General features: G+C 66.9%; 22 protein-coding genes and 3 pseudogenes. 14 read left to right on the top strand and 11 right to left on the bottom strand.

Annotated features, from left to right (window positions below; all coding sequences use genetic code 11):
- Positions 1–58: 58 nt before the first annotated feature.
- Positions 59–763: a GntR family transcriptional regulator gene (locus tag ACZYZ3_RS03465; RefSeq protein ID WP_463962440.1), complete on the bottom strand. Its 705-nt coding sequence runs from the start codon at positions 761–763 to the stop codon at positions 59–61.
- Positions 756–2,357, bottom strand: a complete 1,602-nt coding sequence (locus tag ACZYZ3_RS03460; RefSeq protein WP_463962439.1) for a fumarylacetoacetate hydrolase family protein — start codon at positions 2,355–2,357, stop codon at positions 756–758. Before ACZYZ3_RS03460 ends, ACZYZ3_RS03465 begins: the two co-directional genes overlap by 8 nt.
- 251 nt (positions 2,358–2,608) lie before the next feature.
- Here ACZYZ3_RS03460 and ACZYZ3_RS03455 point away from each other — a divergent pair, with 251 nt between their 5' ends.
- The 3 genes from ACZYZ3_RS03455 to ACZYZ3_RS03445 all read left to right on the top strand — a co-directional run bounded on the left by ACZYZ3_RS03455 (position 2,609) and on the right by ACZYZ3_RS03445 (position 6,309).
- Positions 2,609–4,549: an FAD-binding monooxygenase gene (locus tag ACZYZ3_RS03455; protein ID WP_463962438.1), complete on the top strand. Its 1,941-nt coding sequence runs from the start codon at positions 2,609–2,611 to the stop codon at positions 4,547–4,549.
- A gap of 320 nt (positions 4,550–4,869) precedes the next feature.
- Entirely contained in the window at positions 4,870–5,250 is a 381-nt protein-coding gene (locus ACZYZ3_RS03450) for a VOC family protein (protein ID WP_463962437.1), read from the top strand.
- A gap of 414 nt (positions 5,251–5,664) precedes the next feature.
- Positions 5,665–6,309 carry a GNAT family N-acetyltransferase gene (locus ACZYZ3_RS03445; RefSeq protein WP_463962436.1) on the top strand — a complete coding sequence of 215 codons (645 nt, stop codon included), beginning with the start codon at positions 5,665–5,667 and terminating at the stop codon, positions 6,307–6,309.
- 226 nt (positions 6,310–6,535) lie between these two features.
- Here ACZYZ3_RS03445 and ACZYZ3_RS03440 read toward each other — a convergent pair.
- Positions 6,536–6,829: pseudogene (locus ACZYZ3_RS03440) on the bottom strand (DUF2306 domain-containing protein); the annotation flags it as partial.
- Between the two features lie 42 nt (positions 6,830–6,871).
- Positions 6,872–7,345: a hypothetical protein gene (locus ACZYZ3_RS03435; RefSeq protein ID WP_463962435.1), complete on the bottom strand. Its 474-nt coding sequence runs from the start codon at positions 7,343–7,345 to the stop codon at positions 6,872–6,874.
- 392 nt (positions 7,346–7,737) lie between these two features.
- On the opposite strand from ACZYZ3_RS03435, the gene ACZYZ3_RS03430 reads away from it, so the two are divergent.
- Both ACZYZ3_RS03430 and ACZYZ3_RS03425 read left to right on the top strand, forming a co-directional pair.
- On the top strand, positions 7,738–8,793 hold the full coding sequence (locus tag ACZYZ3_RS03430; protein ID WP_463962504.1) for an iron-containing redox enzyme family protein: 1,056 nt from the start codon (positions 7,738–7,740) through the stop codon (positions 8,791–8,793).
- 39 nt (positions 8,794–8,832) lie between these two features.
- Entirely contained in the window at positions 8,833–9,075 is a 243-nt protein-coding gene (locus ACZYZ3_RS03425; protein WP_463962434.1) for a CDGSH iron-sulfur domain-containing protein, read from the top strand.
- 242 nt (positions 9,076–9,317) lie between these two features.
- On the opposite strand, the gene ACZYZ3_RS03420 is transcribed toward ACZYZ3_RS03425, so the two are convergent.
- The 5 genes from ACZYZ3_RS03420 to ACZYZ3_RS03400 all read right to left on the bottom strand — a co-directional run bounded on the left by ACZYZ3_RS03420 (position 9,318) and on the right by ACZYZ3_RS03400 (position 14,629).
- Positions 9,318–9,614, bottom strand: a complete 297-nt coding sequence (locus tag ACZYZ3_RS03420; RefSeq protein ID WP_463962433.1) for a hypothetical protein — start codon at positions 9,612–9,614, stop codon at positions 9,318–9,320.
- Positions 9,615–9,616: 2 nt separating this feature from the next.
- Positions 9,617–10,000, bottom strand: a complete 384-nt coding sequence (locus ACZYZ3_RS03415; RefSeq protein ID WP_463962432.1) for a hypothetical protein — start codon at positions 9,998–10,000, stop codon at positions 9,617–9,619.
- A gap of 763 nt (positions 10,001–10,763) precedes the next feature.
- Positions 10,764–11,030, bottom strand: coding sequence for a GlsB/YeaQ/YmgE family stress response membrane protein (locus tag ACZYZ3_RS03410; protein WP_463962431.1), 267 nt, complete (start codon positions 11,028–11,030; stop codon positions 10,764–10,766).
- Positions 11,031–11,255: 225 nt separating this feature from the next.
- Positions 11,256–13,472 carry a S9 family peptidase gene (locus tag ACZYZ3_RS03405; RefSeq protein WP_463962430.1) on the bottom strand — a complete coding sequence of 739 codons (2,217 nt, stop codon included), beginning with the start codon at positions 13,470–13,472 and terminating at the stop codon, positions 11,256–11,258.
- Between the two features lie 77 nt (positions 13,473–13,549).
- A complete protein-coding gene (locus ACZYZ3_RS03400; RefSeq protein WP_463962429.1) occupies positions 13,550–14,629 on the bottom strand; it encodes an LCP family protein in 1,080 nt (359 codons plus the stop codon).
- 489 nt (positions 14,630–15,118) lie between these two features.
- Here ACZYZ3_RS03400 and paaA point away from each other — a divergent pair, with 489 nt between their 5' ends.
- Genes paaA through ACZYZ3_RS03370 form a run of 6 tightly spaced genes read left to right on the top strand, consistent with a single transcriptional unit; the run spans position 15,119 to position 20,024 of the window.
- A complete protein-coding gene (paaA, locus tag ACZYZ3_RS03395; protein ID WP_463962428.1) occupies positions 15,119–16,150 on the top strand; it encodes a 1,2-phenylacetyl-CoA epoxidase subunit PaaA in 1,032 nt (343 codons plus the stop codon).
- Positions 16,147–16,452 (top strand): 1,2-phenylacetyl-CoA epoxidase subunit PaaB, encoded by a 306-nt coding sequence (gene paaB / locus ACZYZ3_RS03390; protein ID WP_024367847.1) that lies wholly within the window; start codon positions 16,147–16,149, stop codon positions 16,450–16,452. Before paaA ends, paaB begins: the two co-directional genes overlap by 4 nt.
- Positions 16,449–17,393, top strand: a complete 945-nt coding sequence (gene paaC / locus ACZYZ3_RS03385) for a 1,2-phenylacetyl-CoA epoxidase subunit PaaC (protein ID WP_463962427.1) — start codon at positions 16,449–16,451, stop codon at positions 17,391–17,393. The genes paaB and paaC overlap by 4 nt, the downstream gene beginning before the upstream one ends.
- An 11-nt stretch (positions 17,394–17,404) precedes the next feature.
- The gene (gene paaD / locus ACZYZ3_RS03380; RefSeq protein ID WP_463962503.1) at positions 17,405–17,959 is read left to right on the top strand and encodes a 1,2-phenylacetyl-CoA epoxidase subunit PaaD; all 555 of its coding nucleotides are present in this window, start codon (positions 17,405–17,407) and stop codon (positions 17,957–17,959) included.
- A 10-nt stretch (positions 17,960–17,969) separates the two neighbouring features.
- Complete coding sequence (gene paaE / locus ACZYZ3_RS03375; protein WP_463962426.1) at positions 17,970–19,202, top strand: 1,2-phenylacetyl-CoA epoxidase subunit PaaE; 1,233 nt, start codon at positions 17,970–17,972, stop codon at positions 19,200–19,202.
- A 39-nt stretch (positions 19,203–19,241) separates the two neighbouring features.
- Positions 19,242–20,024, top strand: a complete 783-nt coding sequence (locus ACZYZ3_RS03370) for an enoyl-CoA hydratase/isomerase family protein (RefSeq protein WP_463962425.1) — start codon at positions 19,242–19,244, stop codon at positions 20,022–20,024.
- A gap of 2 nt (positions 20,025–20,026) precedes the next feature.
- Here ACZYZ3_RS03370 and ACZYZ3_RS03365 read toward each other — a convergent pair whose 3' ends face one another.
- Positions 20,027–21,133, bottom strand: a complete 1,107-nt coding sequence (locus ACZYZ3_RS03365; protein ID WP_463962424.1) for a hypothetical protein — start codon at positions 21,131–21,133, stop codon at positions 20,027–20,029.
- A gap of 86 nt (positions 21,134–21,219) precedes the next feature.
- Here ACZYZ3_RS03365 and ACZYZ3_RS03360 point away from each other — a divergent pair.
- The 3 genes and pseudogenes from ACZYZ3_RS03360 to galU all read left to right on the top strand — a co-directional run.
- Positions 21,220–21,483: pseudogene (locus ACZYZ3_RS03360) on the top strand (2Fe-2S iron-sulfur cluster-binding protein); the annotation flags it as partial.
- 6 nt (positions 21,484–21,489) lie between these two features.
- Positions 21,490–21,944 (top strand): annotated as a pseudogene (locus tag ACZYZ3_RS03355) (enoyl-CoA hydratase/isomerase family protein); the annotation flags it as partial.
- 102 nt (positions 21,945–22,046) lie between these two features.
- The gene (gene galU, locus ACZYZ3_RS03350) at positions 22,047–22,937 is read left to right on the top strand and encodes a UTP--glucose-1-phosphate uridylyltransferase GalU (protein WP_463962423.1); all 891 of its coding nucleotides are present in this window, start codon (positions 22,047–22,049) and stop codon (positions 22,935–22,937) included.
- 305 nt (positions 22,938–23,242) lie between these two features.
- On the opposite strand, the gene ACZYZ3_RS03345 is transcribed toward galU, so the two are convergent.
- Entirely contained in the window at positions 23,243–23,707 is a 465-nt protein-coding gene (locus ACZYZ3_RS03345) for an Lrp/AsnC family transcriptional regulator (protein WP_463962422.1), read from the bottom strand.
- Between the last annotated feature and the right edge of the window lie 158 nt (positions 23,708–23,865).

The raw sequence follows: 23,865 nt of genomic DNA, 5'->3' as shown, positions 1-23,865 counted from the left end.
AACTGGTGCAGCGCTAATTACTGCAACGCGGGGTCACTTACGGCCCATGCGGGGGTCTTTAGTGGGCGCTAACTGACCCCGCGTTGCTTTGGGCGAGGTAGGCGTCCAGGGTGGCGGAGCGGTGCAGGCGGGCGGCTTTTTCGATCAGGTCGGCGTCGGCGGCCGACTCGATGAGCCGGAGCAGGGCCTCGTGTTCGTCCACCGATTCGTGGGCGCGGCGGGGGACAAAGCGGAACGTGGAGGACCGCAGCGACGCCAGCCGGTTCCAGCCCCGGTGGACCAGGTCCAGGATGTGCGGGTTGGGGCAGTGTTCGAACAGGATGCTGTGGAAATCCTGATTCAGCCGGGTGAACCGCACGGGGTCGAAGTGCTCCAGGCATTCGCGCATCTCGGCGTTCAGGGCCCGGGCCCGGGCGACGTCGGCCGGCCCGATCAGGGGAGCTGACAGGGCCGTGGCGGCGCCCTCGACGATGCTGAGGGTCTGCATCGTGTAGAGGTACTCGGTGGGATCGATCCCGGCGACGGTGGCTCCGACATTCCGCTCGAACTTCACCAGGCCCTCGGCCTCGAGCCGGCGGATGGCTTCGCGGACCGGCACCACACTGACGCCCAGGTCCTCGGCGATCTTGGCCAGCACCAGCCGGTAGCCGGGGGAGTAGTTCCCGTCCACGATCCGGGCCTTGACGGCCGTGTAGGCCTGCTCGGACTTGCTGGCGGTGTGCGTGCGGAGGTGGGTGCCCGCGGCGCTGACGGTGTCATTCATTGGCTTTGCCGGCTTCCCAGTTCACGTACCGGGCACGCCAGTCAGCGTTCAAGGGGTAGAGGCCGTCCACGCTGTGGCCCTGCTGCACCATCTCGGTGATGAAGGCCTCCTCGCGTTCCTGGGCGATGGAATCGTCCGCGAGTTCCGCGGCCAGCGCCGGCGGGATCACCAGGATGCCGTCCGCGTCGGCAACAATGATGTCTCCGGGCTGCACGGTGGTGCCGCCGCAGGCGATCGTGATATCTGTGTCCCAGGGGATGTGCCGGCGGCCCAGCACGGCGGGGTGCGGGTTGGCGTAATAGGTGGGGATGTCCATCGCGGCCACGGCGGAGAAGTCACGGACACCGCCGTCGGTGATGATGGCCGCGGCGCCGCGGACCTGGGCGCGGAGGGCCAGGATGTCGCCGATGGTGCCCGTGCCCTTTTCGCCGCGCGCCTCCATCACCAGGATCTCGCCCTCGTTGACCGAATCGATGGCCTTCTTCTGGGCGTTGAAGCCGCCGCCGTGGGTCTTGAAGAGGTCCTCGCGGTTGGGGACATAGCGAAGGGTCCGGGCCAGGCCCACGATCCGCTTCTCCGGACGGGTGGAGGTGAGGCCGTCGATGCTGACGTTGTTCAGCCCGCGCTTGCGCAGCTGGGAGGACAGGGTGGCCGTGCAGACGCTTTCCAGCTTGGTCTTAAGCTCCGGGGTCAGGACAGGCGCGACGGCGGCGGCCGGCGCCTCCGCCGAGGGGGCATGCTCAGCCGCTGGAAGCCCGGCCGCCGTGCGGGAACCGTAGGCCTCCTCGCGCTGCAGGTCATCGGTCCTGGGCTGCGCTCCGAACTCACCGAACGCCGTCGTACCGTCTGCCACCAGGGTGACCAGCCGGCCCGTTGTGGGGCCGCCGGTGGTGGGGCCGCCGGTGGTGGGGCCGCCGGTGGTTAGGCCGCCGGTAGTGGGGCCGCCGGTAGTGGGGCCACCCGCCGTCGTAGTCTCAGCGCCGACGACAGTGCTGACCTCAACCTCGACGACGTCGCCCGGCTTGGCCACCGACGCGCCGGCGGGGGTGCCGGTCAGGATGATGTCGCCCTCCTCGAGGGTGAGCAGCTGGGACAGGTCGGCGACCAGGCGGGCGAAGGGGAAGAACAGGTCCCCGGTGGCGTCGTCCTGGACCAGTTCGCCGTTGTGCCAGGTGCGGATCCGCAGGCCGGCGGGGTCCACGCCGTCCGCGGCGATCAGTCCCGGGCCCACGGGGGTGAAGCCGTCACCGCCCTTGGACCGGAGGTTGGAGCCCTTGTCGGCCCAGCGCAGGTCGTAGACGCCGAGGTCGTTGCTGGCCGTGACCCACTCGACGTGGCTCCAGGCGTCCTCGATGCCTACGCGGCGGGCGGGCTTGCCGATGATCAGCGCGATTTCGCCTTCGTAGCCGAGGAGCTCGCAGCCGGCCGGGCGCTCCACGGTCGAGCCGCTGAGGGCAAGCGACGAGGAGGGCTTCAGGAAGTACGACGGCTGCTCGGGGGTGCGGCCGCGCTGGGCCGCCCGGCTGGGGTAGTTGATGTGCACCGCGATGACCTTGCGGGCCGCTGCCAGGGTGTGGTCGGTGACCTGTTCCAAGAATGACTCCTCATCGAGTACGAAATCGTATACGAAAACTATTGCCCAGGAACCGCGGATCGTCAACCCTTCGGTTCCGGCGGACTCGACGGCCGCTTGTAACCCACGTCATATCTGCGTACAGTTTTGGGCAGACAGAAATTCTATTATTGAACGTCATGTTCTATTATCGAACACGCAGCGTCGGTGCCGGCCCGCCTCCCGGCGAAGTGCCACCCCGCGCAGTGCCCACAACGAAGTGAGGAAAGCCCGTGCAGTTCCACCACCACGGTTACGTATCCGGTGACCCGCGAGTCCAGCCCGCCGCCGGCGTCGGTATCGACCGGCCCACAAACCTTCCCGACGATGTCGACGTGCTCATTGTCGGCACCGGCCCCGCGGGCATCGTCACCGCCGCGCAGCTGTCCCAGTTCCCGGGCATCACCACCCGAATCGTGGAGCGCCGCGGCGGTCGCCTGCCCATCGGCCAGGCCGACGGCATCCAGGCCCGGAGCGTCGAGACCTTCCAGGCCTTCGGCTTCGCCGAGCGGATCATCGCCGAGGCGTACCGCATCACCGAGATGGCCTTCTGGAAGCCGGACCCCGCCGACCCGTCCAAAATCGTCCGCGCCGCCCGCGCCAAGGACGACACCACAGGAATCAGCGAGTTCCCGCACCTCATCGTCAACCAGGCCCGCGTTCTGGATTACTTCGCGGAGTTCATGGCCAACGCGCCCACCCGCATGGAACCGGACTACGGCTTGGAGTTCCGGAGCCTGGAGGTCGACGACGGCGCGGAGTACCCTGTCACCGTCACCCTCCTGCACACCGCCGGACCCGACGCCGGCCGGGAGCGCACCGTGCGGGCGAAGTACGTGGTCGGCGCGGACGGCGCCAAAAGCAAAGTCCGGGACTCGATCGGCTGCACCCTCGCGGGCGACCAGGCCAACCACGCCTGGGGCGTCATGGACGTCCTCGCCGTCACCGACTTCCCGGACATCCGCACCAAGTGCGCCATCCAGTCCGGTACCGGTGGCAGCATCCTGCTGATCCCGCGCGAGGGCGGCCACCTCTTCAGGATGTACGTCGATCTCGGCGAGGTCGACAAGGAGGACAAGGGCGCCGTGCGCAGCACCACTATCGAGCAGATCATCGCCCAGGCGAACGAGATCCTGCACCCCTACACGCTCGAGGTCCGCAATGTTGCCTGGCACAGCGTGTACGAGGTCGCGCACCGCCTCACCGACCGGTTCGACGACGTCCTGCCGGAGCAGCAGGGCACCCGCACGCCGCGCGTGTTCATTACCGGCGACGCGTGCCACACGCACAGCGCCAAGGCCGGCCAGGGCATGAACGTGTCCATGCAGGACGGCCTGAACCTGGGCTGGAAGCTCGGGCACGTGCTGGAGGGCCGCAGCCCGGAGAGCCTGCTGTCCACGTATTCGGCCGAGCGCCAGGTCATCGCGAAGAACCTCATCGACTTCGACAAGGAGTGGTCGACGCTGATGGCGAAGAAGCCCGAGGAGTTCAAGAGCCCCTCGGAGCTGGAGGACTTCTACGTGAGCACCGCCGAGTTCCCCGCCGGATTCATGACCCAGTACACCCCCTCGATGCTCATCGGCGAGGCCACGCACCAGGATCTGGCCACCGGGTTCCCCGTCGGCAAACGCTTCAAGTCCGCCCCCGTGGTGCGGGTCTGCGACACCAACCCGATGCACCTCGGCCACCACGCCACGGCGGACGGGCGGTGGCGAATCTATGTCTTCGCCGACGCCGCGACGCCCGTCACGCCCGTCACGGGGCAGCCGGGTGCGGGATCGCCGGTCGCCGACTTCGCCGACTGGATCGCGAACGCGCCGGACTCCCCGCTCGCCGCAACCCCCGAGGGGGCCGACCGCGACGCGTGGTTCGATGTAAAGGTGATCTACCAGCAGGACCACACGAGCATCGACATCGGCGCCGTGCCGGCCGTGTTCAAGCCCTCCGTGGGTCCGTTCCAGCTCACGGACTACGAGAAGGTCTACGCCACCGATCCCTCGGCGGACATCTTCGGGCTGCGCGGCCTCGACCGCGGCGGCGTTGTGGTGGTGGTGCGCCCGGACCAGTACGTGGCCAACGTCCTGCCCCTGACGGCGACGGCGGAAGTCGGCGCGTTCTTCGCACCCCTCCTGCAGGCCGGCAAACGCGCCGAACTCCAGGACCACGCGGGCTAAGCACCAATCCGGCCGCCGGGCGGTCGAACGGCGGCGCTCCCGCCCAGTTACTGCCTGCCGCACCGCCACGCAGCCACGGAATCCCGCAGTTCTGTGGGGCGGGAGGCAGGGTGCGGCACTGAGTAACTGGGCTGGAGCGCGGCTCGGTCCGGAACCTGGGGCGAAACCAGCCCACGAAAACCCCGGCTCGGTCCTCACCGCGGCCACTTCCGTTGCGGCAAACGTCCCATGACGCGCGGCCGGTCCAGCGGTAGGGGGATCCCTGTGGCGCCTGAGCCGTCTGCGCGTCGCCATTCCGGAACCTGGGTTATCGTGTTGCCATGTCTAGCAAATTAGCTGTTATTGCCATCGACGCGATCCGGCCACGGGTGGTGGCCGACTTCTGGTGCGCCGTCCTCGGCTGGAAAATTGTCGAAGAAGACAGCGACATCATAAGCATCGCGCCGCGGGAAAACAGCTGGCCTTCCATCGATGTGATCGCGGTGCCCGAGGGCAAAACTGTCAAGAACCGGCTGCATTTCGACCTGCGGGCTGACGGCGTGTCCACCGCCGAGGAGCTCGAGCGCCTCCTCGCCCTCGGCGCGCGGCGCATGGACGTGGGCCAGGGCCCGGACGTCAGCTGGGTGGTCCTGGGCGATCCCGAGGGCAACGAGTTCTGCCTGTTGTCCCGAACTGTCCAGGAGCTCGAAGATCAGCGCTGAGAGGTTCTGTCCTCTCCAGCCTGAATGAGAAGCGCCTGTCATTTCGAAGTCGTCTGCAAGGGCATCCGCGGACGTATGGGGGTTGTGCAGCCGGCTCTGGACACTTGGTTTGGGGTGACCGGCTAAAGGGCACTGGCAGGCCCTCCAGCGGCACCTGCTCGAACTAGTGAATGTTTGAGAAGTTCGCCAGACGGTCCACGGCCATGTCCCAGGCTCCGACGCGGTCATTTGAGCAGCAGAAGCGCAGCCAGTTCGCCAAAGGCTTTTCGATAAGTATGGTGGGACCACTTTCAACGAGGATCTTTACAGGGTCCATGATGCTGTCTCGTCTGGTGAAGCCGCGGGGACGCCGCTGTTGTGTATCCGGCGCTGAAGTTTCCAGGGGTACGTCGCGCAAGTCGGTAGGGTGGCGGCATGACTATCGAGCTGCGCACCATGTCCGCCGACGACTGGAGTGTTTGGCGGTCGGTGAGGCTCGCGGCGTTGACTGACTCGCCGGGTGCCTTCGGCTCACGTTTTCGGGATTGGGCAGACGCGCCGGAGGATCGCTGGCGTGAGCGTCTGTCTATCCCGGGAGCGATCGATCTGCTGGCCTACGATGCCAACGGGACCGCTCCCGTCGGCATAGCCACTGGCACCCCGGGTGGGGGTCGAGGCAGCCGCGCCGAGCTGATTTCGATGTGGGTCGACCCTGCCGTTCGCGGTCGTGGCGTCGCCACTGTGCTCATCACAGCGATCGCGCGTTGGGCGGCAGACACTGGTGCAGCGACGCTCATTCTGTCCGTGATGCCGGACAATTTCGCAGCGCGACGCACCTATGAAAGGAACGGCTTTACCGTGTCCAACGAACCCGGCGATCTGTTACCGGGTGGTCGGCGTGAGCTAGTCATGCTCCGGGACCTCAGCCCAAGCGCATCGGCAGCGACTGGCAGCGACTGGCAGCAACTGGCAGCGGGGCCGCAGGACGGAACCGCGCCAGATATGAGGTATCAAAGTTCAGATCAGAGTCACCAGGCCCTCGGCGGCGATTGGCAGACGGAACCATGGCGAACAGCGTGACGCTCCGGATGGGAGAGCCCGAACTCGGTTGCCTGGAAAAGACTTTTCTCGTCGGGTGTCCTTCTTGACTGGGTAACGGACTCCCGGGGCCCCGGGGGACGCCACAACGCTTTGAAGGGAAGCCCCGAGGTGGTGGCGGATCGGCGCGGAGCAATCGACTAAGAGCTACGACGGATGCGCAGTGCTTGATCCGGGTTCGTCTGGCAAGGACCCCCACGAACGCGCCGATGAGTCCGAAGTAGCTCCCGGTCATGAAACTGCGGTGTGCCCGGATATTCCTTTTGTATGCGGCGAACAGCCCTGCGGTGAGCGTGCAGAATGTCAGCACCGATAGTCCGTGCAGCCAGATGAACCCTCCGTCAATGGTCCGGATACCAAAAGACATCAGTATGACGGCAAACATCGCGGCGGCCCAGATTCTGCCCACGATGCGATGGAGCCTGCCGCCCTTAGTCCGACGGATCAGGTTCACGGCGCCAAAGATCAGCGAATAGCTGGCTGCTAGCGCGTGACGTGAGATCAGGTCGGTCCAGGTGGAGGGCCTACCCGGAGCCTAGCGGACTTAGTCGCAGCCGCCGCCTCCGTCGCCGCCGCCTCCGTCGCCGCCGCCTCCGTCGCCGCACCCGCCGTCCCCGCCAGAAGCGAAGCCGCCTCCATCGCCGTGGGATCCGCCGGATCGCTTGTTCACAGTGCGAGGGGCCATGGCGCCGAACAGCAGCACGCCAGCGGCGGCCGGGTCGCCTCCCGATGCCGCGAATGCGGCCCGACGACTGCGACCAAGGAGCCAGATGATGCCGAGGAAAAGGACGAAGGACAGTCCCATGCCGGCGGCCACTGCGGCCATGGTCCCCGAGTCGGACTCATCCGCATTGAAGGCATCCATTAGCTTCCCGCCGAAAAACAAGCCGACGGGGACGGCGAAGATCAGCCTGCGCCCCAGCGCCCAGCGGAGGCTTAAGACGGGAACTGGAAGCTTTTTGAACCGGCGGCTGCGTGAGCCCTTGCCGCTGCGTACCGTAATCTGTGACCTTGCCATGGCCCCCACCTTACGGTCGGCGACCCTGGACGAGGCGCGGCCGCGCCTGGCGTAGCCGAGGCGACTGCGCGTGACCCCGGATTGTCACCCTCACGTCGACGAAGGCCCGCCGTCAGAACCAGGCCTGAGGCGACGGGCATCGGCACAATAGACAGTTTGCTTATCATTTAATCTGCGCCTAAAGTCTACGTTGTAGGCAAGTCGCTTGGGCGGGCTTCCGCGGCACCCGGACAACCAGCCCAGCAACGCCTTTCCCCGGTCTGCGGTGTCTCAGGCAACCCGGGATCCTGCGTCAACGCCGCGTGCACGGCATTGAGGCCTAGCTGCTGTAGCCCCGCGGCGGCACAAATGCACTGCAAGGAAGCGACTCAGCCATGGCAACTTCTCAAAACATGACAATCCCTGCCGCGCGCGGACCCATCAGCGCCGGGCTTTTCCGGCTTCTCGCCGGCAGCCCGGGAGGCGACGCCGCGGCGATCGGCGCCCTGCATGATCTCGTCGAGGCACAGTTGTCCCTCACCGATGACATCGTCGACGACGGCGATGTGCAGCTGACGCTCTTCTGCCTGTACGAGCTGCATTACGGAGGCCTCGACGGGGTGGGTGACCGCTGGGAGTGGAACCCCGGCCTGATCGCAATCCGGCAGCTGATTGAGGGGCCTTTCGAGCACGCGCTGCGCGAAGCGGCCCTCCTGTCCGCCGGCCCTGACCAGCCCGTTTCTGCCGCGGGCCTGGACAGCGACGCAGTGGCGGACATCCTTTTCGCGATCGCGGCCCAGGACGGCGGACCGGGGATGTCCCGCCATGTGGCCAAGAAGGCGACCCTTGAGCAGCTCCGTGAATTCCTGATCCACAAGTCGATCTACCAGCTCAAGGAAGCCGACCCGCACACGTGGGCGATCCCGCGCCTGCACGGCCGGGCCAAGGCTGCGCTGGTGGAGATCCAGGCCGACGAATACGGCGGTGGCCGCCCGGACCGCATGCACAGCACTCTCTTCGCCCGGACCATGCGCGGGCTGGGGCTGGATGACCGCTACGGCGCCTACGCGGACGCCGTACCGCCCGTCTCGATCGCCTCGGTCAACATGATGTCCCTCTTCGGGCTGAACCGCCGACTCCGCGGAGCCGTCGCCGGTCACCTGGCGATTTACGAGATGACGTCGTCACGGCCGAACCAGCTGTACGGCAACGGATTCCGGCGCCTCGGATTCGGGGCCGACGTGACCGGGTACTTCGACGAGCACGTCGAGGCGGATGCCGTCCATGAGCAAATCGCCGGCAGGGATCTCGCCGGCGGGCTGGTGGAGTCGGAACCTGGCCTCTTCTCGGACGTCCTGTTCGGCGCGACGGCGGTGATGGCCATCGATGCCCGCCTCACCTTGCACATCATGGGGGCTTGGGAGAAGGGCGAGTCCTCGCTTCGGGCGTCCGTGCCCGCCGCGGTTTGACCCCATCCCGGCCCTTCAAACGCCAGACAGTGAGCACCGATGAACCTGAATGAATCCGCCAGCGAGAACTCCATCGTCGTGTGCCCCGACGGACCGATCCTGGTGCGCGGCGACTTCGAGATCGTCACGCCGTCCGGAGAGCAGGTGCCCCGGCAGCGCAAAACCGTGGCCCTGTGCCGCTGCGGCGCCTCCGCGATCAAACCCTTCTGCGACGGCACCCACAAGCTAATCGGCTTTCGGACCGAAATCCCCGCCAAGCCTGGGGCGAAAGAACGTCCCTAACTTCCGTTTCCGCTGCGCAAAATGTGCCGTGCTGCGCGGACGGCTCTGCGCTACGGGTATATCGTCGCGCTGGGCACGGTCCGCGTCGCCAGCCCGGATCCGTAGCGGACTATGGCCGGAACACGGCGTCGAAGGTCTCTGCAGCCCCAGTGTCGCCGGGCAGGTAGTGCTGGAGCCGACGACGGCGGGACAAGAGCCGGAAAGTGGCCGTCTGTCCGGACTCTGGCGGCTTTCCCGGGGGCTCAGCCGCGAGGTGCGTCCGGGACGGGACCCAGAGCGACCCGTGACGGGTGGGCGCCGCCGACGCCGGCGGCCTTGCCGTCCAGCAGGTTGCGGGTGCCGTGGCCAATGTACCGGGCCATCTTCTCCCCGACGGCGGTTGCATCCGTGCTTTTGAGGGCGGCGGCCAATTCTTCTAGCGTGCCGGCGACCGCCGCCCTGGCATGCCGTTCGGCGAGGCCCCAGGAAACGCCTTCGGCGACGAGGTCCTCTACGGTTAGGGACGGTTGAAAGCCGCGGGAGTTGACCTGCAGGGACATGTTCAGCTGGCCGTCTGGGGCCAGGGCATGCGAGGACACATCGTGCCGTCGGTGCTGCCGGCTTCCTGCTCGATCGTGCTGTCCTGAGTGGACTCGGCGGTGGTGTCGGCCGCAATGCCCTGGTTGATGATGACGCCCTGGTCGGAGAGCGCTTGGGCGTCCGAGCCGTAGGAGAGGATGTTCGCCGAGGCTGCGGCGTCGATCGGGGCGGCCACGTTGGCGTTGGCCGCGACGGCGAGGTCGATCGGGGCAGCAGCGTTGAGGCCGAGGTCCAGGTCAGCATTGAGGTCCAGGATGGAGGCCACTTCCTTGTCCGGAAGCGCGGTGCCCGCCTCCGCCATCAGCTCATCGTCACTCAGCGGGGTCATGTCCTGTTGGGTGCTCACGAAGACTACAGTTCCGGCGCGGTTTCTGCTGCCCCCAGTGAGCAGTTTCCAGACCGACGTGCCTGATGCGAGTCAATAGTAAGCATGATGAGCATTTATTCGGTAGACGACTCCCGAAAATTCCGCCGTCGTCCGTTGCGGTCGGTCAGCGGAGTGGCCGGCGATGCAGAGGTACCGGGTGGCGGCGAATTCGGTGATGCCTTACCGACCTGACGCCCGGGTGCAGGATCGGCGCATCGGTCCTGGATCGGCCACGGAGGATCCGGACTGGGCCGCCGCCCGGATGCGTCAGCCTGTTGCCAACTGGAACGGGAATAAGGGACATCAGATGTCGGTCGGCCCGTTTTCACTTCCGGAATGCAGCCTGGGCAGAACTCCGCCACCGCAGCCTCGCCTAGTATCGCTGAACAGAGTCAAACTTCCGGTGGCAAGAAGATGCCGGACATCGGGCTGGGATCGATAATCCGTCCCCTGCATACGTCCGCCCCCGTAGTCGTGCTACGGGGGGACTTCGAAATTTGCCCGCAGCGCAGTTCGCAGCCGTAGCCCTGCAGATAACGGCTTGGCTCGCTGCGCCGCGCCGTTATCTGCAGGGAATCTTCCGGTTGAGCGCACTGCGGCCCCTCCGGGTGCTGCCGCTCACTGGATGCGCGGGTAGCCGAAAAAGCCAACGGTCCGGATCGTGCTGTGACAGGTCGGCCCCGACCGCGGTACGTTGCTCAATACGAGCTCACCGGCAGGACAAGCGCGGCAGCCGCCAGCCTCACACCCTGCTGCGGCGTCCCGCGACGGCTCCGTAGACCAGCAGCACGATGACGGCGCCGAGGATGGCGAGGAGCCAGGTCCGCAGATCAAAGAAGTCAGCGAGACCTCCGCCGAAGATCAACGAACCAATCCAGCCGCCCAGGATTGCTCCCACGACGCCCAGAACCAGGGTGATTACCCATCCGCCGCCCTGGCGGCCGGGAAGGATGGCTTTAGCGATCGCCCCTGCGATCAGCCCCAGCAGAAGAAATCCGAGAATGCCCATGGCTGTACTTCCTTTCGGTGGGACCGTCGCGAGTCAGCGGCGGTAACAATGAGTTTTTCAGCATGCTTACGATCCCGCAATACCTGTGGCTGGAGGGGCAGGATCACTGGTGGGGCGAACGCCCGGCGGGGACGAGCCCGCCGGACCATCGGCTGCTCCGTAAGGGCCCTTATGGGGGCTCAAAAGGGCCCTTACGGAGCAATCGACGGCAAAGAGGGCGGGACGCTACTTAAGTCCGGCCCCCGGCAGCAGCTCCGTCGCGCCCAGGGAGTCGGCGACGAAGGCGTAGTCCCAGGCCCGTTCCTTCCACTGCACGTAGCGGCCCGAGGCGCCGCCGTGGCCGCCCTCCATCTCGATCTTCATCACGATCGGCTCGCTGCCGGTGTTGAGTTCGCGCAGCCGCTGCACCCACTTGGCGGGCTCCACGTAGAGCACCCGGGTGTCATTGAACGAGGTGACCGCCGCGATCTTGGGGTACGCCACCGCGCGGACGTTTTCGTACGGCGTGTAGGACTTCATGTACTCGTACACGGCGCGGTCGGTGATCGGGTTGCCCCATTCCTCCCACTCCAGCGCCGAAAGCGGCAGTTCGGGATCCAGGATGGTGGTCAGGGCGTCCACGAACGGGACGGCGGCCACGATCGCCGCGTACTTCTCGGGTGCCTGGTTCGCGACGGCGCCCATCAGCAGGCCGCCGGCCGAGCCGCCCATGGCCGCGATCCGGGCCGGGTCCACCCAGCCGGACTGCGCCAGCCAGTCGGTGGCCGCGATGAAGTCCGTGAAGGTGTTCTTCTTCTGCAGCTTTTTGCCGGTGTCGTACCAGTGCCGGCCCAGTTCCCCGCCGCCGCGGATGTGGGCGATCACAAACACGATGCCGCGGTCCAGCAGGGAGAGCCGCGGGATGCCGAAGCCGGGATCCATGCTCAGCTCGTAGGAGCCGTAGCCGTAGACCAGGCCGGCCGCCGTCGAATCGCGGACAACCGAGGCGTGCCGCAGCACGGACAGCGGGATGCGGGTCCCGTCGGAGGCCTCGGCCCACTCGCGGGTGGCGACGTAGTCCGTGGCGGAGTAGCCGCCGAGCACCGGGCTTTCCTTGCGCAGCAACAGCTCACCGGCGGGCAGTTCCGCGGTGGGCAGCACAAAGTCGTAGACCCGGGACGGGGTGAAGTAGGAGGTGTAGCCCATCCGGATCACCGGGGCCTCGTAGTCAGACCCTGCCACCCCGGCGGTGTAGAGCTCCTCCTCGAAGGCCGGCTCCACCGGGGCGCCCTGCTCCGCCGTGCCCAGCCCGGCCAGCGGCAGGACCTGCACGCGCTCGATCGTGTCCTTGCGGACCGAGACCACCAGGTGGGTGGAGGTGACGCCGGCGCCGTTGACGCGCACCTGGTCGGAGTGTTCGACGACGGTGGTCCAGTGCTGCTCGGCGAGCGGCTTGACGAGTTCGGCCGGGTCCACCAGGGAGACCATGGAGTTGATGGCGTCCTTATTGTGCGTCAGGACGATGGCCTCGGCCGGTGTCCCAGAGGCGTCGGTGAGCAGGAAGGGCTCAGCCTCGTAGAGGATGCGTTCGTCCCGGGAGATCACGGTGCGGAGCCCGGCGTCGAGCGCGTCGAAGCGCAGCAGCCGGGTTTCGCTGAACTCGGAGCAGCCGATGCCCAGCACGAGGTGGCGCCGGTCGGCGGAGAGCTCGAAGCCCAGCCACATGGCGACGTCGTCCTCCTGGTAGATGACCTCGTCCCCGGCGACGGGCGTGCCGAGCACGTGGGACTTCACCTGGTAGGGCCGCCAGGCGTCGTCCACCACGGTGTAGAAGAGCCGGGTGCCGTCGGGGGAGAAGGAGATGCCGTAGAAGACGTTCTCGATCACGTCGGGCAGGAGTTCCCCGGTCCTCAGGTCCTTAATCCGCAGCGTGAACCGCTCGTCGCCGGCGTTGTCCACGGCGTAGGCGTAAAGGTTCCCGTCGATGGTCACGGCGGCGCCGCCGATGGCGAAGAACGGCTTGCCCTCGGCCTCGACGTTGCAGTCCAGCAGGATTTCCTCGCCCGGAACCTCGACGCCGACCTCGACGGCGGGCGGCGTCCAGTCGGCGACGCGGTCCCCGGTGTCCTGGGCGCGGACGCGGCATTGGATGCCGTATTCCTTGCCCTCCACCGAGCGGGTGTAGTACCACCAGCCATCCTTGCGGTTGGGCACGGAGAGGTCCGTCTCCTGGGTGCGGCCCTTGATCTCGCCGAAGATTGCCCCGCGCAGCGGCTCCTGGTGGGCGGTCACGGCCTCCTGGTAGGCGTTCTCGGCCTTGAGCAGCTCCACGACCTCCGCGGATTCCTTGTCCCGCAGCCACTCGTAGTTGTCCTCGAAGGCATCACCGTGGTGCGTGCGGAGGGCGGGGATCTTCTTGGCAACGGGGGGCTGCGGGGAGGGCTGCACGGGAGTCTGGGTCATTTCCCTAATCTACCGCCCGGGCATCGGGAGTCCGCCACCAGCCGGGCCCGTCCCGCCGCCGCCCCGCAAACGGTGCCTCAGTTGCCGTTCTGCAGCCCGTTCGCGGCGATGTACTCGGCCAGGGTCCCGGAGGCCAGCGCGGCGGACACGGCGGCGGTGGCCGCGGGATTCTGCAGGATGATGGACTGGCCGTCCCGGCTGAATCCCGGGCCAGCGGTGGGGAGGGTGAAGAACCGGGCGTTGCCTGGGGGCGTGCTGCGGAGGCTGAACGCGAGCTGTTCCAGCGACCCCACCGTGAGTCCCGGGGAGACAGTGGCGTGGGGAAGGACGGTGGAGACCAGCTGCTTCACCGTGTTCCGGTCCGACAGCCCGCCCTCGGCGGCCATCTTGGCCATCACGGCCTTGAGGAAGGTCTGCTGGTTTCGGACCCGCTGGTAGTCGCCGTCGGAGAAGGCGTGGCGCTCGCGGACAAAGGCCAGCGCCTGCAGCCCGTTGAGCCGATTCACCCCCGCCGGGAAGTACACGAAGTCGTCGACGGTCCCCTGAAAGGCTTGCGGGATATTGACGTCCACCCCGCCGAGCGCGTCTGTCATGGCGGCGAAGCCCTCGAAGTCCAGCATCACGGTGTGGTTGATGGGCTGCCCGAGCAGGGCCTCCACCGTCCGCGTCATGAGCGGCAGGCCGCCGAGCTCCAGCCCGGCATTGACCTTGGCCGCGCCGTAGCCGGGGACATCCACCCAGACGTCGCGCATGATCGAGATGCCGTAGATGCTCTGCCGGTCGGCCGGGAGATGGAGGAGGACCAGGGCGTCCCCGCGCTGGTCCGAGGTGGCACCCGATGCTGCGACGGCCCGGGCATTCACCCTGCTGTCGCTGCCCACCAGCAGGATGTTGAGCGCGGTCGGCGGCGGATCCGGGGTCGGGGTCGGCGATGGGTCCGGGGTGGGGGCCGGTGTGGTCTCCGGTGACGGCGCGGAGGTCTGCACCGGGGCGGCGGTCTCGGTGCGCGGCCGATTCAGCAGGAACGCGGCGGCGGCGACGGCAAGAACCACCAGTCCGGCGATGACGGCGATGGCAATGGTGCGGCGGCGGTTCGTTCCGCCCGGGGCCGCGGTTGAGCCTGCGGCTGCTTCTTCTGGTTCCGGCGACGTTCCCATGGCCGGACATTACCACCGCCATCCCTCAAATGATGCCGGTGGCGCGGAGGTTGCTAGTTCAGCCGTGCTGGCGGGCGAAACCGCAGGATGGTCAGGATGGCCGGGGCGAGTTCGTCCTCCGTCTGGGGGTACAGTTCCTGGTCGCGCCGGTAGGGGTCACCACGTCGTTGTCGGAGGCCTCCGGGGCCAGCACGTGGGCGGACTCCTGGAGCATTTTTGGTATCTGCAGCCGGGCCGCTACGGGGGAGCGGCAGATGTTGCCGGTGCACACGGTCAGGATACGAACGGAGTGGGGCGTTTCGCGGGAGGCTCATTCCGGGGTGGATGGCAGGTCGGTGCGAACCGGGAGTTCCAGCTCAACATGACGAGGGTGGCCAATACCGGCGAGCACCCCCAACGGAGCGCCCCGGTGCTTGACGCATCTCCCGCCTTCCGCATATCCTGAACGAACGGTCGGTAATTATTTATCGGAAATGCATAGGAGCAACCATGGCATCGCAGACCCTGCAGTCAGTGCCCGGAGAGCCATCAGCGGCACGGCACGAACAGAGCCTTGAAGATGTGGCCCGGCGTGAGGCTGAAGGCCAGGCATACTTCGACAAAGTCATGGCGGAAGACTCGCGGATCGAACCCCGCGACTGGATGCCCCCGGCATACCGCAAGACCCTGCTGCGCCAGATCTCCCAGCACGCGCACTCGGAGATTATCGGCATGCAGCCGGAAGCCAATTGGATCTCCCGCGCCCCCAGCCTCAAGCGCAAGGCCATCCTGATGGCCAAGGTCCAGGACGAGGCGGGCCACGGCCTGTACCTGTACTCCGCCGCCGAGACTCTCGGCCAGCCGCGCGATCAGATGATGCAGGACCTGATGGACGGCAAGGCCAAGTACTCCTCCATCTTCAACTACCCCGCCCGCACCTGGGCGGACATGGGCGCCATCGGCTGGATGGTCGACGGCGCCGCCATTGCCAACCAGGTGCCGCTCTGCCGCGCCTCCTTCGGCCCCTACGGCCGCGCCATGGTCCGCGTCTGCAAGGAAGAATCCTTCCACCAGCGCCAGGGCTTCGAGATCCTGCTGGAACTCTCCCACGGCACACCCGAGCAGAAGCAGATGGCCCAGGACGCGGTGAACCGCTGGTACGCCCCGGCCCTGATGATGTTCGGCCCGCCGGATGACGACTCGCCGAACTCCAAGCAGTCCATGGCCTGGAACATCAAGCGATTCAGCAACGACGAGCTGCGCAACCGCTTCGTCGGCATGATGATGGAGCAGGTCAAGGTCCTGGAGCTCACCCTCCCGGACAAGGACATCCGCTTCAACGAGGAGACCAAGAAATGGGAGCACGGCCCGCTGGACTGGGATGAATTCCACGAAGTCCTCGCCGGCCGCGGCCCCTGCAACGCCCAGCGCCTGGAACGGCGCCGCGAAGCCCACAATGAGGGCACCTGGGTCCGCGAAGCCGCCGCCGCCTACGCGGACAAGCAAAGCCGTAAGCAAGCAGAGAAGGAATCCGCAGCATGACCACCCCCGAACCGCACGCAGGTAACGTCTGGCCCATCTGGGAAGTCTTCGTCCGCTCCAGCCGCGGGCTTTCCCACGTCCACGCCGGCTCCCTGCACGCGCCGGACGCCGCCATGGCGCTGCGCAACGCCCGTGACCTCTACACCCGCCGCAACGAGGGCGTGTCCATCTGGGTTGTCCCGGCGGACGCCATCGCCTCGAGCGATCCGGACGCCAAGGGCTCGTTCTTCGAGTCGCCCCAGGGCAAGGATTACCGGCACGCGACGTATTACACCAAGAGCGAGGGCGTGAAGCACCTGTGAGCACCTCACCCGAAACCACGGCAGCCGCGGCAGTGGCCCCCGCAGAAGAAACCGGCGGCCACGGCGACATCTCCGTCGGCGTCAAGGGCTCCGGCAACAGCGGCGAGGCCACGGCCAGCGCCACCCGCATCACCCCCGGCAACGCCCTCCGTCCCGAGGACATCGCCCTTGCCGTCAGCCGCGGCACCGCCAAGCCGGGCCAGGACGTCGCGGAGCTCGCCCTGCGCCTGGGCGATGACGCCCTGGTCCTCGCCCAGCGCCTCGGCCACTGGATCTCCCGTGCCCCGGAGCTCGAGGAAGACATCGCCCTCGGCAACATCGCCCTGGATCAGCTGGGCCACGCCAGGTCCTTCCTCAGCTACGCCGGCGGACTTGACGGCCGGAGCGAGGATGACCTCGCGTACTTCCGCCGCGAACCCGAGTTCCGTTCGGTGGAGATCTTCGAACTCCCGAACGGCGACTTTGCCGTCACCATCGCCCGGCAGTTCGTCGTCAGCTACTACCAGTTCGAGCTCTACCGCCGGCTGACCCAGTCCACCGACGCCACCCTGGCCGGCATCGCCGCCAAGGCCGTCAAGGAAGTGGACTACCACCGCGACCACAGCGCCCAGTGGGTGCTGCGGCTGGCCCAGGGCACGGACGAGTCCCGCGAGAAGATGATCCACGGCTTCAAGGTCATCTGGCCCTACGTGGACGAGCTGTTCCGCGATGACGAACTCACCGCCCGCCTCAGCGCGGCCGGCGCCGCCGTCGAGCCTTCCAGCCTGCGCGCGGACTTCGACCGCCTCACCGGCGAGGTCCTCGCCGCCGCCGGACTGGACGTCCCCGCGGTCAAGCCCGCCCCCGGCGGCGGACGCCAGGGCCTGCACTCCGAACACCTCGGCTACCTCCTCGCCGAAATGCAGGTGCTCGCCCGCGAGTACCCAGGCGCCAGCTGGTAACCACCATGGACATGTACGTCAGCCACCCCACCGCCGCGGACGGCCGCCCGGCGGAGCAGAAGACGCCGGAGCAGAAGGCCTGGGACCTCGCTGCCACCGTTTGCGACCCGGAAATCCCGGTCCTCACCATCGAGGACCTGGGGATCCTGCGCAACGTCCAGCTCTACGACGACGGTGGCATGGTCCCCGCGGTGCAGGTCACCATCACGCCGACGTACTCCGGCTGCCCGGCCATGGACGCCATCCGTGACGACCTGAAGGCGGCCTTCAGCCGCGAGGGCTACCCCAGCGTCACCGTGGAAATGGTCCTCTCCCCGGCGTGGACCACCGACTGGATGAGCGAGTCCGGCAAAGCGAAGCTGCAGGAATACGGCATCGCGCCGCCCTCCGGACACTCGGCCGCCGTGCGGCACGCCGGGCCGGTCCGCCTGTCCCTTGCCGTCAAATGCCCGCAGTGTTCATCGTTGAACACCAAGGAACTCACCCGCTTCGGTTCCACCTCCTGCAAGGCGCTGTATGTCTGCCAGGACTGCAAGGAACCGTTCGACTACTTCAAAGTCCTGTAAGGAAGCACCCATGCCTGTTGTCCGCCAGACCGCCGCTGAAACGGCCGCCGCCACCGGGCGCCGTCGTGCGTCCTTCCACCCGCTGACGGTGGACGAGGTCCGCCGGCTCACCGACGACGCGATCGAGGTGAACTTCGGCGTTCCGGCTGAGCTCGCCGGGCAGTTCGACTACCTCCCGGGCCAGTACGTCGCGCTGCGCACCACCCTGCCGGATGAGAACGGCGAGCCGAAGGAGATCCGGCGCAGCTACTCGATCTGCGCCGAACCGCGGAGCTTTGCGGACGGCAGCAGCGAGATTCGGGTCGCCATCAAGAAGGACCTGGGCGGGCTGTTCTCCACCTGGGCGAACGCCGAGCTCAAGGCCGGCGACGTCCTGGACGTGATGAGCCCGATGGGCGCGTTCGTGTCCAGGCACGGCCGGGATGGCAAAGAGCAGAACCTGATGAACTCGATGAACCACCCGGAGGCCATGGCCACCGAACTCGCGGGGGAGCCCGGCTCCTTCGTCGCGATCGCCGCCGGATCCGGGATTACCCCGGTCATCGCGATCGCCCGCACGCTGCTCGCGGCACACCCGGAAACCCGCTTCGACCTGGTCTACGCCAACAAGGCCGCCATGGACGTGATGTTCCTCGAGGAACTCGCCGACCTGAAGGACAAGTACCCGGCCCGGCTCGCCCTGCACCATGTGCTCTCCCGCGAACAGCGGATCGCCCCGCTGCTCAGCGGCCGGATTGACGCGGAGAAACTGCAGGCCCTGCTGGGGACCGCCATCCACGCCGACGACGTCGACGAGTGGTTCCTGTGCGGCCCGTTCGAACTCGTCCAGCTCTGCCGGGACACCCTGGCCGAGCGCGGCGTCAACCCGGAGCACGTCCGCTTCGAACTGTTCACCACCGGCAAGCCGGACCGGCCTGAGGGCAATGCCGGGCGTCCGGTGATTGTGGACGAGTCGCAGGCGACGCACAAGATCACCTTCAAGCTGGACGGCCTCCAGGGCGAGGTGGCCAGCCCCACGCACGCCCGCGAGTCCATCTTGAACGCGGCCTTGCGGGTCCGCCCCGACGTGCCGTTCGCCTGTGCCGGCGGCGTCTGTGGGACCTGCCGCGCCAAGGTGGTCACCGGTGCCGTCACCATGGACGAGAACTACGCGCTGGAACAGGACGAGCTGGACAAGGGCTACGTGCTCACCTGCCAGTCCCACCCCACGACGCCGGAAGTCACCGTCGACTTCGACGTCTAAGCATCCAGTCCCACTTCCCGCCCCGACCCCAGGAGCACCGTGATTTCCCTTTCCATCGCCGACGGCGTCGCCGAGATCGTCCTGAACGCCCCGCATAAGCTCAACTCCCTGGACGGGCAGGCACTCAGGGATCTGTCGCAGGCGTACGACGACGCCGCTGCCGCCGCCGCCCGCGGTGAGGTGCGGGCGCTGCTGCTCCGGGGAGAGGGCCGGGCCTTCTGTGCAGGCCGGGACATCGCCGGCGTCACACCGGAGACCGACGACGTCCAGGGATATCTGGGCGGGCTGCTGCAGCCCTTGTTGAAGAAGATGTCAGAGTTCCCGGCGCCCACCTTCGCAGCGGCGCAGGGGGCCTGCCTGGGCGTGGGGCTGGGCCTGCTGCTGGCCACCGACGTGGTCTACGTGGCGGAGAACGCCAAGTTCGGGTCCCCCTTCGCGAACCTGGGCGCCACCCTCGATTCGGGCGGGCACTGGTACTTCACCGAACGCCTCGGCATGCACCGGACCCTGGACCTGATCTACACCGCCGACCTCATGAGCGGCGCGGACGCCGTGGCGCAGGGGATGTTCAGCCGGGCCATGCCCGCAGCTGACCTTCTGGAGAACACCCGCGCCATCGTCGCCAAGGCCGCCGCCGGCGCCACCGGCGCGTTTACCGCCAGCAAGGACCTCGTGGCGCATATCCGGGACCAGCGGCTGGGCCTCTGGGAGTCCATGGAAGAGGAGAACGCCGAGCAGGCCCGCCTCTGCAAGACCGGGGATTATGCGGAAGGATTCCGGGCCTTCCAGGAGAAGCGGACCCCGCAGTTCAAGGGCAGGTGAAATCAGGCCGCCGGATCGTCCACCATAACTACGCTGTCCCTCAGTTCGGACCAGAGCTCTGACTCCGTGGGCAGGTTGGCCGGGCAGGCGAGGTTGAGTTCCATCAGGCCGTTTCCGGCGGGCATGGAACGCACCGCAATCCGGTACACCAGGTCCGTGTTGCCCTTGTTCGTGAACCGCAGTTCGGCCTCCTGAAGTTCAATCACATTGCCGCCTGCATTCCGCAGCTTGGTGTAAGTCGAACCAGAATCGCTCACCACTGTCACCGGCGATCCAGCAAAGGACTTGACGCCCTCGATCTCGATCTGCATTGTGGCCGCGGTTGCTTCTTCGTCAACTGTGGCGTCCCTGGGCGGCAGGATGGCCTGGTGGGTGGTGAAGATACAGGGGTTGTCACTGCTGCGGTACGTGACGGTGCCGCCCTTGACGTCCGACATTTTCCAGCCGTCGGGGATCTTGGTGGACCAGACAGGCGGTGAGGTGAAGTCCGCGTCGTGGAAGAGATACACGCTTTCGCCGCCGGAGGCTGCGGCCGGGGAATTGTCCGGAGTAGCCCCGTCGGTGGCGTTCGGGGACTCCGAGCTTCGGGTGCTTTCGGTGGGCGCCGGCGTCGGCGTCGCTTCGGGCCCCTTGCCCGAAGCGAGGCCTCCCAGGACCATGACCCCTGTAACTGCCAGGACCGCAGTTACACCCACGCCGCCGGCAACCCAGCCCCAAACGGGAATCCCGCCCTTGGGCGGGGCCTGGCCGAACTGTCCCGGTCCCGGCTGGCCGTACGGTCCCTGGTTGGGATCGCCGTAGGGCGGCTGACCAGCGTTGTACTGGTCTGCGCGCGGGGGATAGGGCGGCTGCCCAGCGTTGTCCTGGTCTGCGCGCGGGGGATAGGGCGGCTGCCCAGCGTTGTCCTGGTCTGCGCGCGGGGGATAGGGCGGCTGCCCAGCGTTGTCCTGGTCTGCGCGCGGGGGATAGGGCGGCTGCCCAGGGGTGGGCTGGTACTGACCCTGCTGGCCCGGCTGGCCCGGCTGACCCTGCTGGTTCTGCTGGCCGGGCTGCTGCCACCCGTTGTTCTCCGGCTGCTGCGGTACGCCGGGCTGCTGGTCGTTATTCAAGACATCCCCCAATATTGGAAAAAACTGCAACCAGTAGTATGTCTGACAAATCCGGGCCCTGCGATGGGCAGAGGTGCCCATGAGGCGTCATTTTGAAACTGGACGGCCTCCAAGGTGAGGTGGCCGGCCCCACGCATGCCCGGGAATCCATCCTGAACGCAGCCCTGCGGGTCCGCCCCGACGTGCCGTTCGCTTGTGCCGGCGGCGTCTGCGGCACCGGCCGCGCCAAGGTGGTCACCGGTGCCGTCACCATGGACGAGAACTACGTGCTGGAACAGGACGAGCTGGACAAGGGCCACCTGCTCACCTGCCAGTCCCGCCCCACGACATCGGAAGTCACCGTCGACTTCGCCGAGATCGTCCTGAACGCCCCGCATAAGCGCAACTCCCTGGGCGGGCAGGCGCTCAGGGACCTGTCACGGGCGTACGACGACGCCGCTGCCGCCGCCTCCCGCGGTGAGGTACTGGCGCTGCTGCTTCGGGGAGAGGGCCGCGCGTTCTGTGCGGGCGGGGGCATCGCTGGCCACGGGCGTGGTCCACGTGGCGGAGAACGCCAAGTTCGGTTCCCCCTTCGCGAACCTGGGGCCACCCTCGATTCGGGCCACCCTCGATTCGGGCGGCACGGGTACACCGGCGCCACCGGCGCTTTCACCGCCAGCACGGACCTCGTGGCACACATCCGGACCAGCGGCTGGGCCTCCGGGCGTCCACGGAAGAGGAGAACGCCGAGCAGGCCCGCCTCCGCCAGAAAGGGAATTACTCGGAAAGGGTTCCCGGCGTTCCAGAAAAGCGCAAACCTGTATTCAAGGGCTGGCAGCCCCGAAATACGAACTACGCGGAACCAAGTTGTCTCTGGTACTTGTCTTGTGTTGAAGCCGTTCTCATTTTGATGGGGCGCTTGTAGGGTTCGTCTATGACTGCGGGGAAACCAGTAATTAAGGCTGTCATTCCGGCCGCGGGACTCGGGACACGCTTCCTGCCCGCCACCAAAGCCATGCCGAAGGAAATGCTGCCGGTGGTCGACCAGCCGGCGATCCAGTACGTTGTCGAGGAAGCAGTTCGCGCTGGCCTGACCGATTTGTTGATGATTACCGGCCGTCAAAAGCGCGCCCTCGAGGACCACTTTGACCGTGAGCCCAGCCTGGAACGCGCACTGGAACTCAAGGGTGATCTGGAGAAACTGGAAGCCGTCCAGCACGCCTCCAGTCTGGGACCCCTCTTCTACGTCCGTCAGGGCGACCCCAGGGGCCTGGGGCACGCCGTGCTCTGCGCGCGCCAGCACGTGGGGGACGAGCCCTTCGCCGTTCTTCTGGGCGATGACCTGATCGACGAGCGCGACGAGCTCCTGAGCACCATGATCGAGGTGCAGGCCCGAACGGGAGGCTCCGTCATCGCACTGATCGAAGTGGACCCCGTTGAGATCAGCGCCTACGGCTGCGCCGATATTTCAGCCGTCGACGGCGAAAACCATGTGCGCGTAAACCGACTGGTGGAAAAACCCTCGATCGGCGATGCCCCCTCCAACATGGCCGTCATCGGACGGTACGTGCTCCACCCGGCGGTCTTCGACGTCCTCGAGGAAACGGAGCCCGGCCGCGGCGGCGAAATCCAGCTCACGGATGCCTTGCAGACTCTGGCCCTTTCGGAGTGTGAAGGCGGCGGCGTGTATGGGGTGGTCTTCAAAGGCCGCCGCTACGACACCGGCGACAAGCTGAGTTACCTCAAGGCCGTCATCTCGATCGCCTCGGAACGGGTGGAATTCGGCGAAGAGCTCAAGAGCTGGATGAAGGCGTTCGTCAGCTAGCCCCTAGCTTCCGCGTCCTTTCCTCGGCCCCGGGATTCCTGGGCCAGGAGAATTCCGAGCAGGGTGCCTGCCGTGTCGGTCGCGCCCAAGGCCGCTGTCTGCCACCAGATGCCGCGGCAACCAGAGCCATACCCACAACAACCGGCCCTGCTGACAGGTCATCTGGGGTCCAGGTCATTCTGCTCACAGGCGGTGGCGAGGGCGGCGATGTCGCCGGCACGGACCAGCCATTGCAGGCGTTGATTTTCGTGCCAATGGCTCCCCACGGTTCCCATAGCTATCACAGCCGGGCGGCGGTGGAGCCGCTAGCGGGTGTCCACGTCCTCGAACACCAGGAAGGTCTGGGTGTCCAGAACCCCGGGCATGGACTGCAGCTGGTCGAAGATCACCCGGCGCAGGTCTATGTTGTCCACCGCGCGTACGAGCAGGATGACGTCGAAGTCCCCGCCCACCAGGGCTATATGGTGCACCTCCGGGATAGCGCGCAGCAGTTCCCGCAGCTCGCGCCAGGAATGCTGCCGCACCTTCAGAGTCACGTAGGCCGAGGACTTCAGGCCGGCCTTGATTGGGTCCACCAGCGCAGTGAACTTGGTCAGGACCCCTTCGCCGGTCAGCCGGGCGATCCGCGTGTACGCGTGAGCACGCGAGATATGGACGTTTTCCGCGACCTGGGTGACGGACATCCGGCCGTCCCGGGTCAGCTCCGCAATGATGTTCCGGTCCACATCATCCAGCGGTACCGCCGTCTGGTCCGCCTCGGCATCTGCCATTCGTCCACAACCCCCGCCGGTAATCCAGCTCACACTTACGATTCGTCTTCCAGAGTAGTCCTGTTCGCTGGACTTCTCCAAGATTTCAGCCGGAGCTGGATACGAAACATCGCCCCGCGCCATACTGGGAACGAATAGTGGCTACAGAAGGACGGACC

The sequence above is a fragment of the Pseudarthrobacter linnaei genome, assembly GCF_055412825.1.
The sequence above is the reverse complement of the archived record's forward strand: the minus strand, read 5'-3'. Positions and strand labels throughout refer to the sequence as shown.

Excerpts from the sequence above, each read along its gene's own strand:
- ACZYZ3_RS03465 (WP_463962440.1), bottom strand. The coding sequence starts at position 763 with ATGAATGACACCGTCAGCGCCGCGGGCACCCACCTCCGCACGCACACC.
- ACZYZ3_RS03450 (WP_463962437.1), top strand. The coding sequence starts at position 4,870 with ATGTCTAGCAAATTAGCTGTTATTGCCATCGACGCGATCCGGCCACGG.
- ACZYZ3_RS03445 (WP_463962436.1), top strand. The coding sequence starts at position 5,665 with ATGACTATCGAGCTGCGCACCATGTCCGCCGACGACTGGAGTGTTTGG.
- ACZYZ3_RS03435 (WP_463962435.1), bottom strand. The coding sequence starts at position 7,345 with ATGGCAAGGTCACAGATTACGGTACGCAGCGGCAAGGGCTCACGCAGC.
- ACZYZ3_RS03430 (WP_463962504.1), top strand. The coding sequence starts at position 7,738 with ATGACAATCCCTGCCGCGCGCGGACCCATCAGCGCCGGGCTTTTCCGG.
- ACZYZ3_RS03425 (WP_463962434.1), top strand. The coding sequence starts at position 8,833 with ATGAACCTGAATGAATCCGCCAGCGAGAACTCCATCGTCGTGTGCCCC.
- ACZYZ3_RS03420 (WP_463962433.1), bottom strand. The coding sequence starts at position 9,614 with ATGTCCCTGCAGGTCAACTCCCGCGGCTTTCAACCGTCCCTAACCGTA.
- ACZYZ3_RS03410 (WP_463962431.1), bottom strand. The coding sequence starts at position 11,030 with ATGGGCATTCTCGGATTTCTTCTGCTGGGGCTGATCGCAGGGGCGATC.
- ACZYZ3_RS03405 (WP_463962430.1), bottom strand. The coding sequence starts at position 13,472 with ATGACCCAGACTCCCGTGCAGCCCTCCCCGCAGCCCCCCGTTGCCAAG.
- ACZYZ3_RS03400 (WP_463962429.1), bottom strand. The coding sequence starts at position 14,629 with ATGGGAACGTCGCCGGAACCAGAAGAAGCAGCCGCAGGCTCAACCGCG.
- paaA (WP_463962428.1), top strand. The coding sequence starts at position 15,119 with ATGGCATCGCAGACCCTGCAGTCAGTGCCCGGAGAGCCATCAGCGGCA.
- paaB (WP_024367847.1), top strand. The coding sequence starts at position 16,147 with ATGACCACCCCCGAACCGCACGCAGGTAACGTCTGGCCCATCTGGGAA.
- paaD (WP_463962503.1), top strand. The coding sequence starts at position 17,405 with ATGTACGTCAGCCACCCCACCGCCGCGGACGGCCGCCCGGCGGAGCAG.
- paaE (WP_463962426.1), top strand. The coding sequence starts at position 17,970 with ATGCCTGTTGTCCGCCAGACCGCCGCTGAAACGGCCGCCGCCACCGGG.
- galU (WP_463962423.1), top strand. The coding sequence starts at position 22,047 with ATGACTGCGGGGAAACCAGTAATTAAGGCTGTCATTCCGGCCGCGGGA.
- ACZYZ3_RS03345 (WP_463962422.1), bottom strand. The coding sequence starts at position 23,707 with ATGGCAGATGCCGAGGCGGACCAGACGGCGGTACCGCTGGATGATGTG.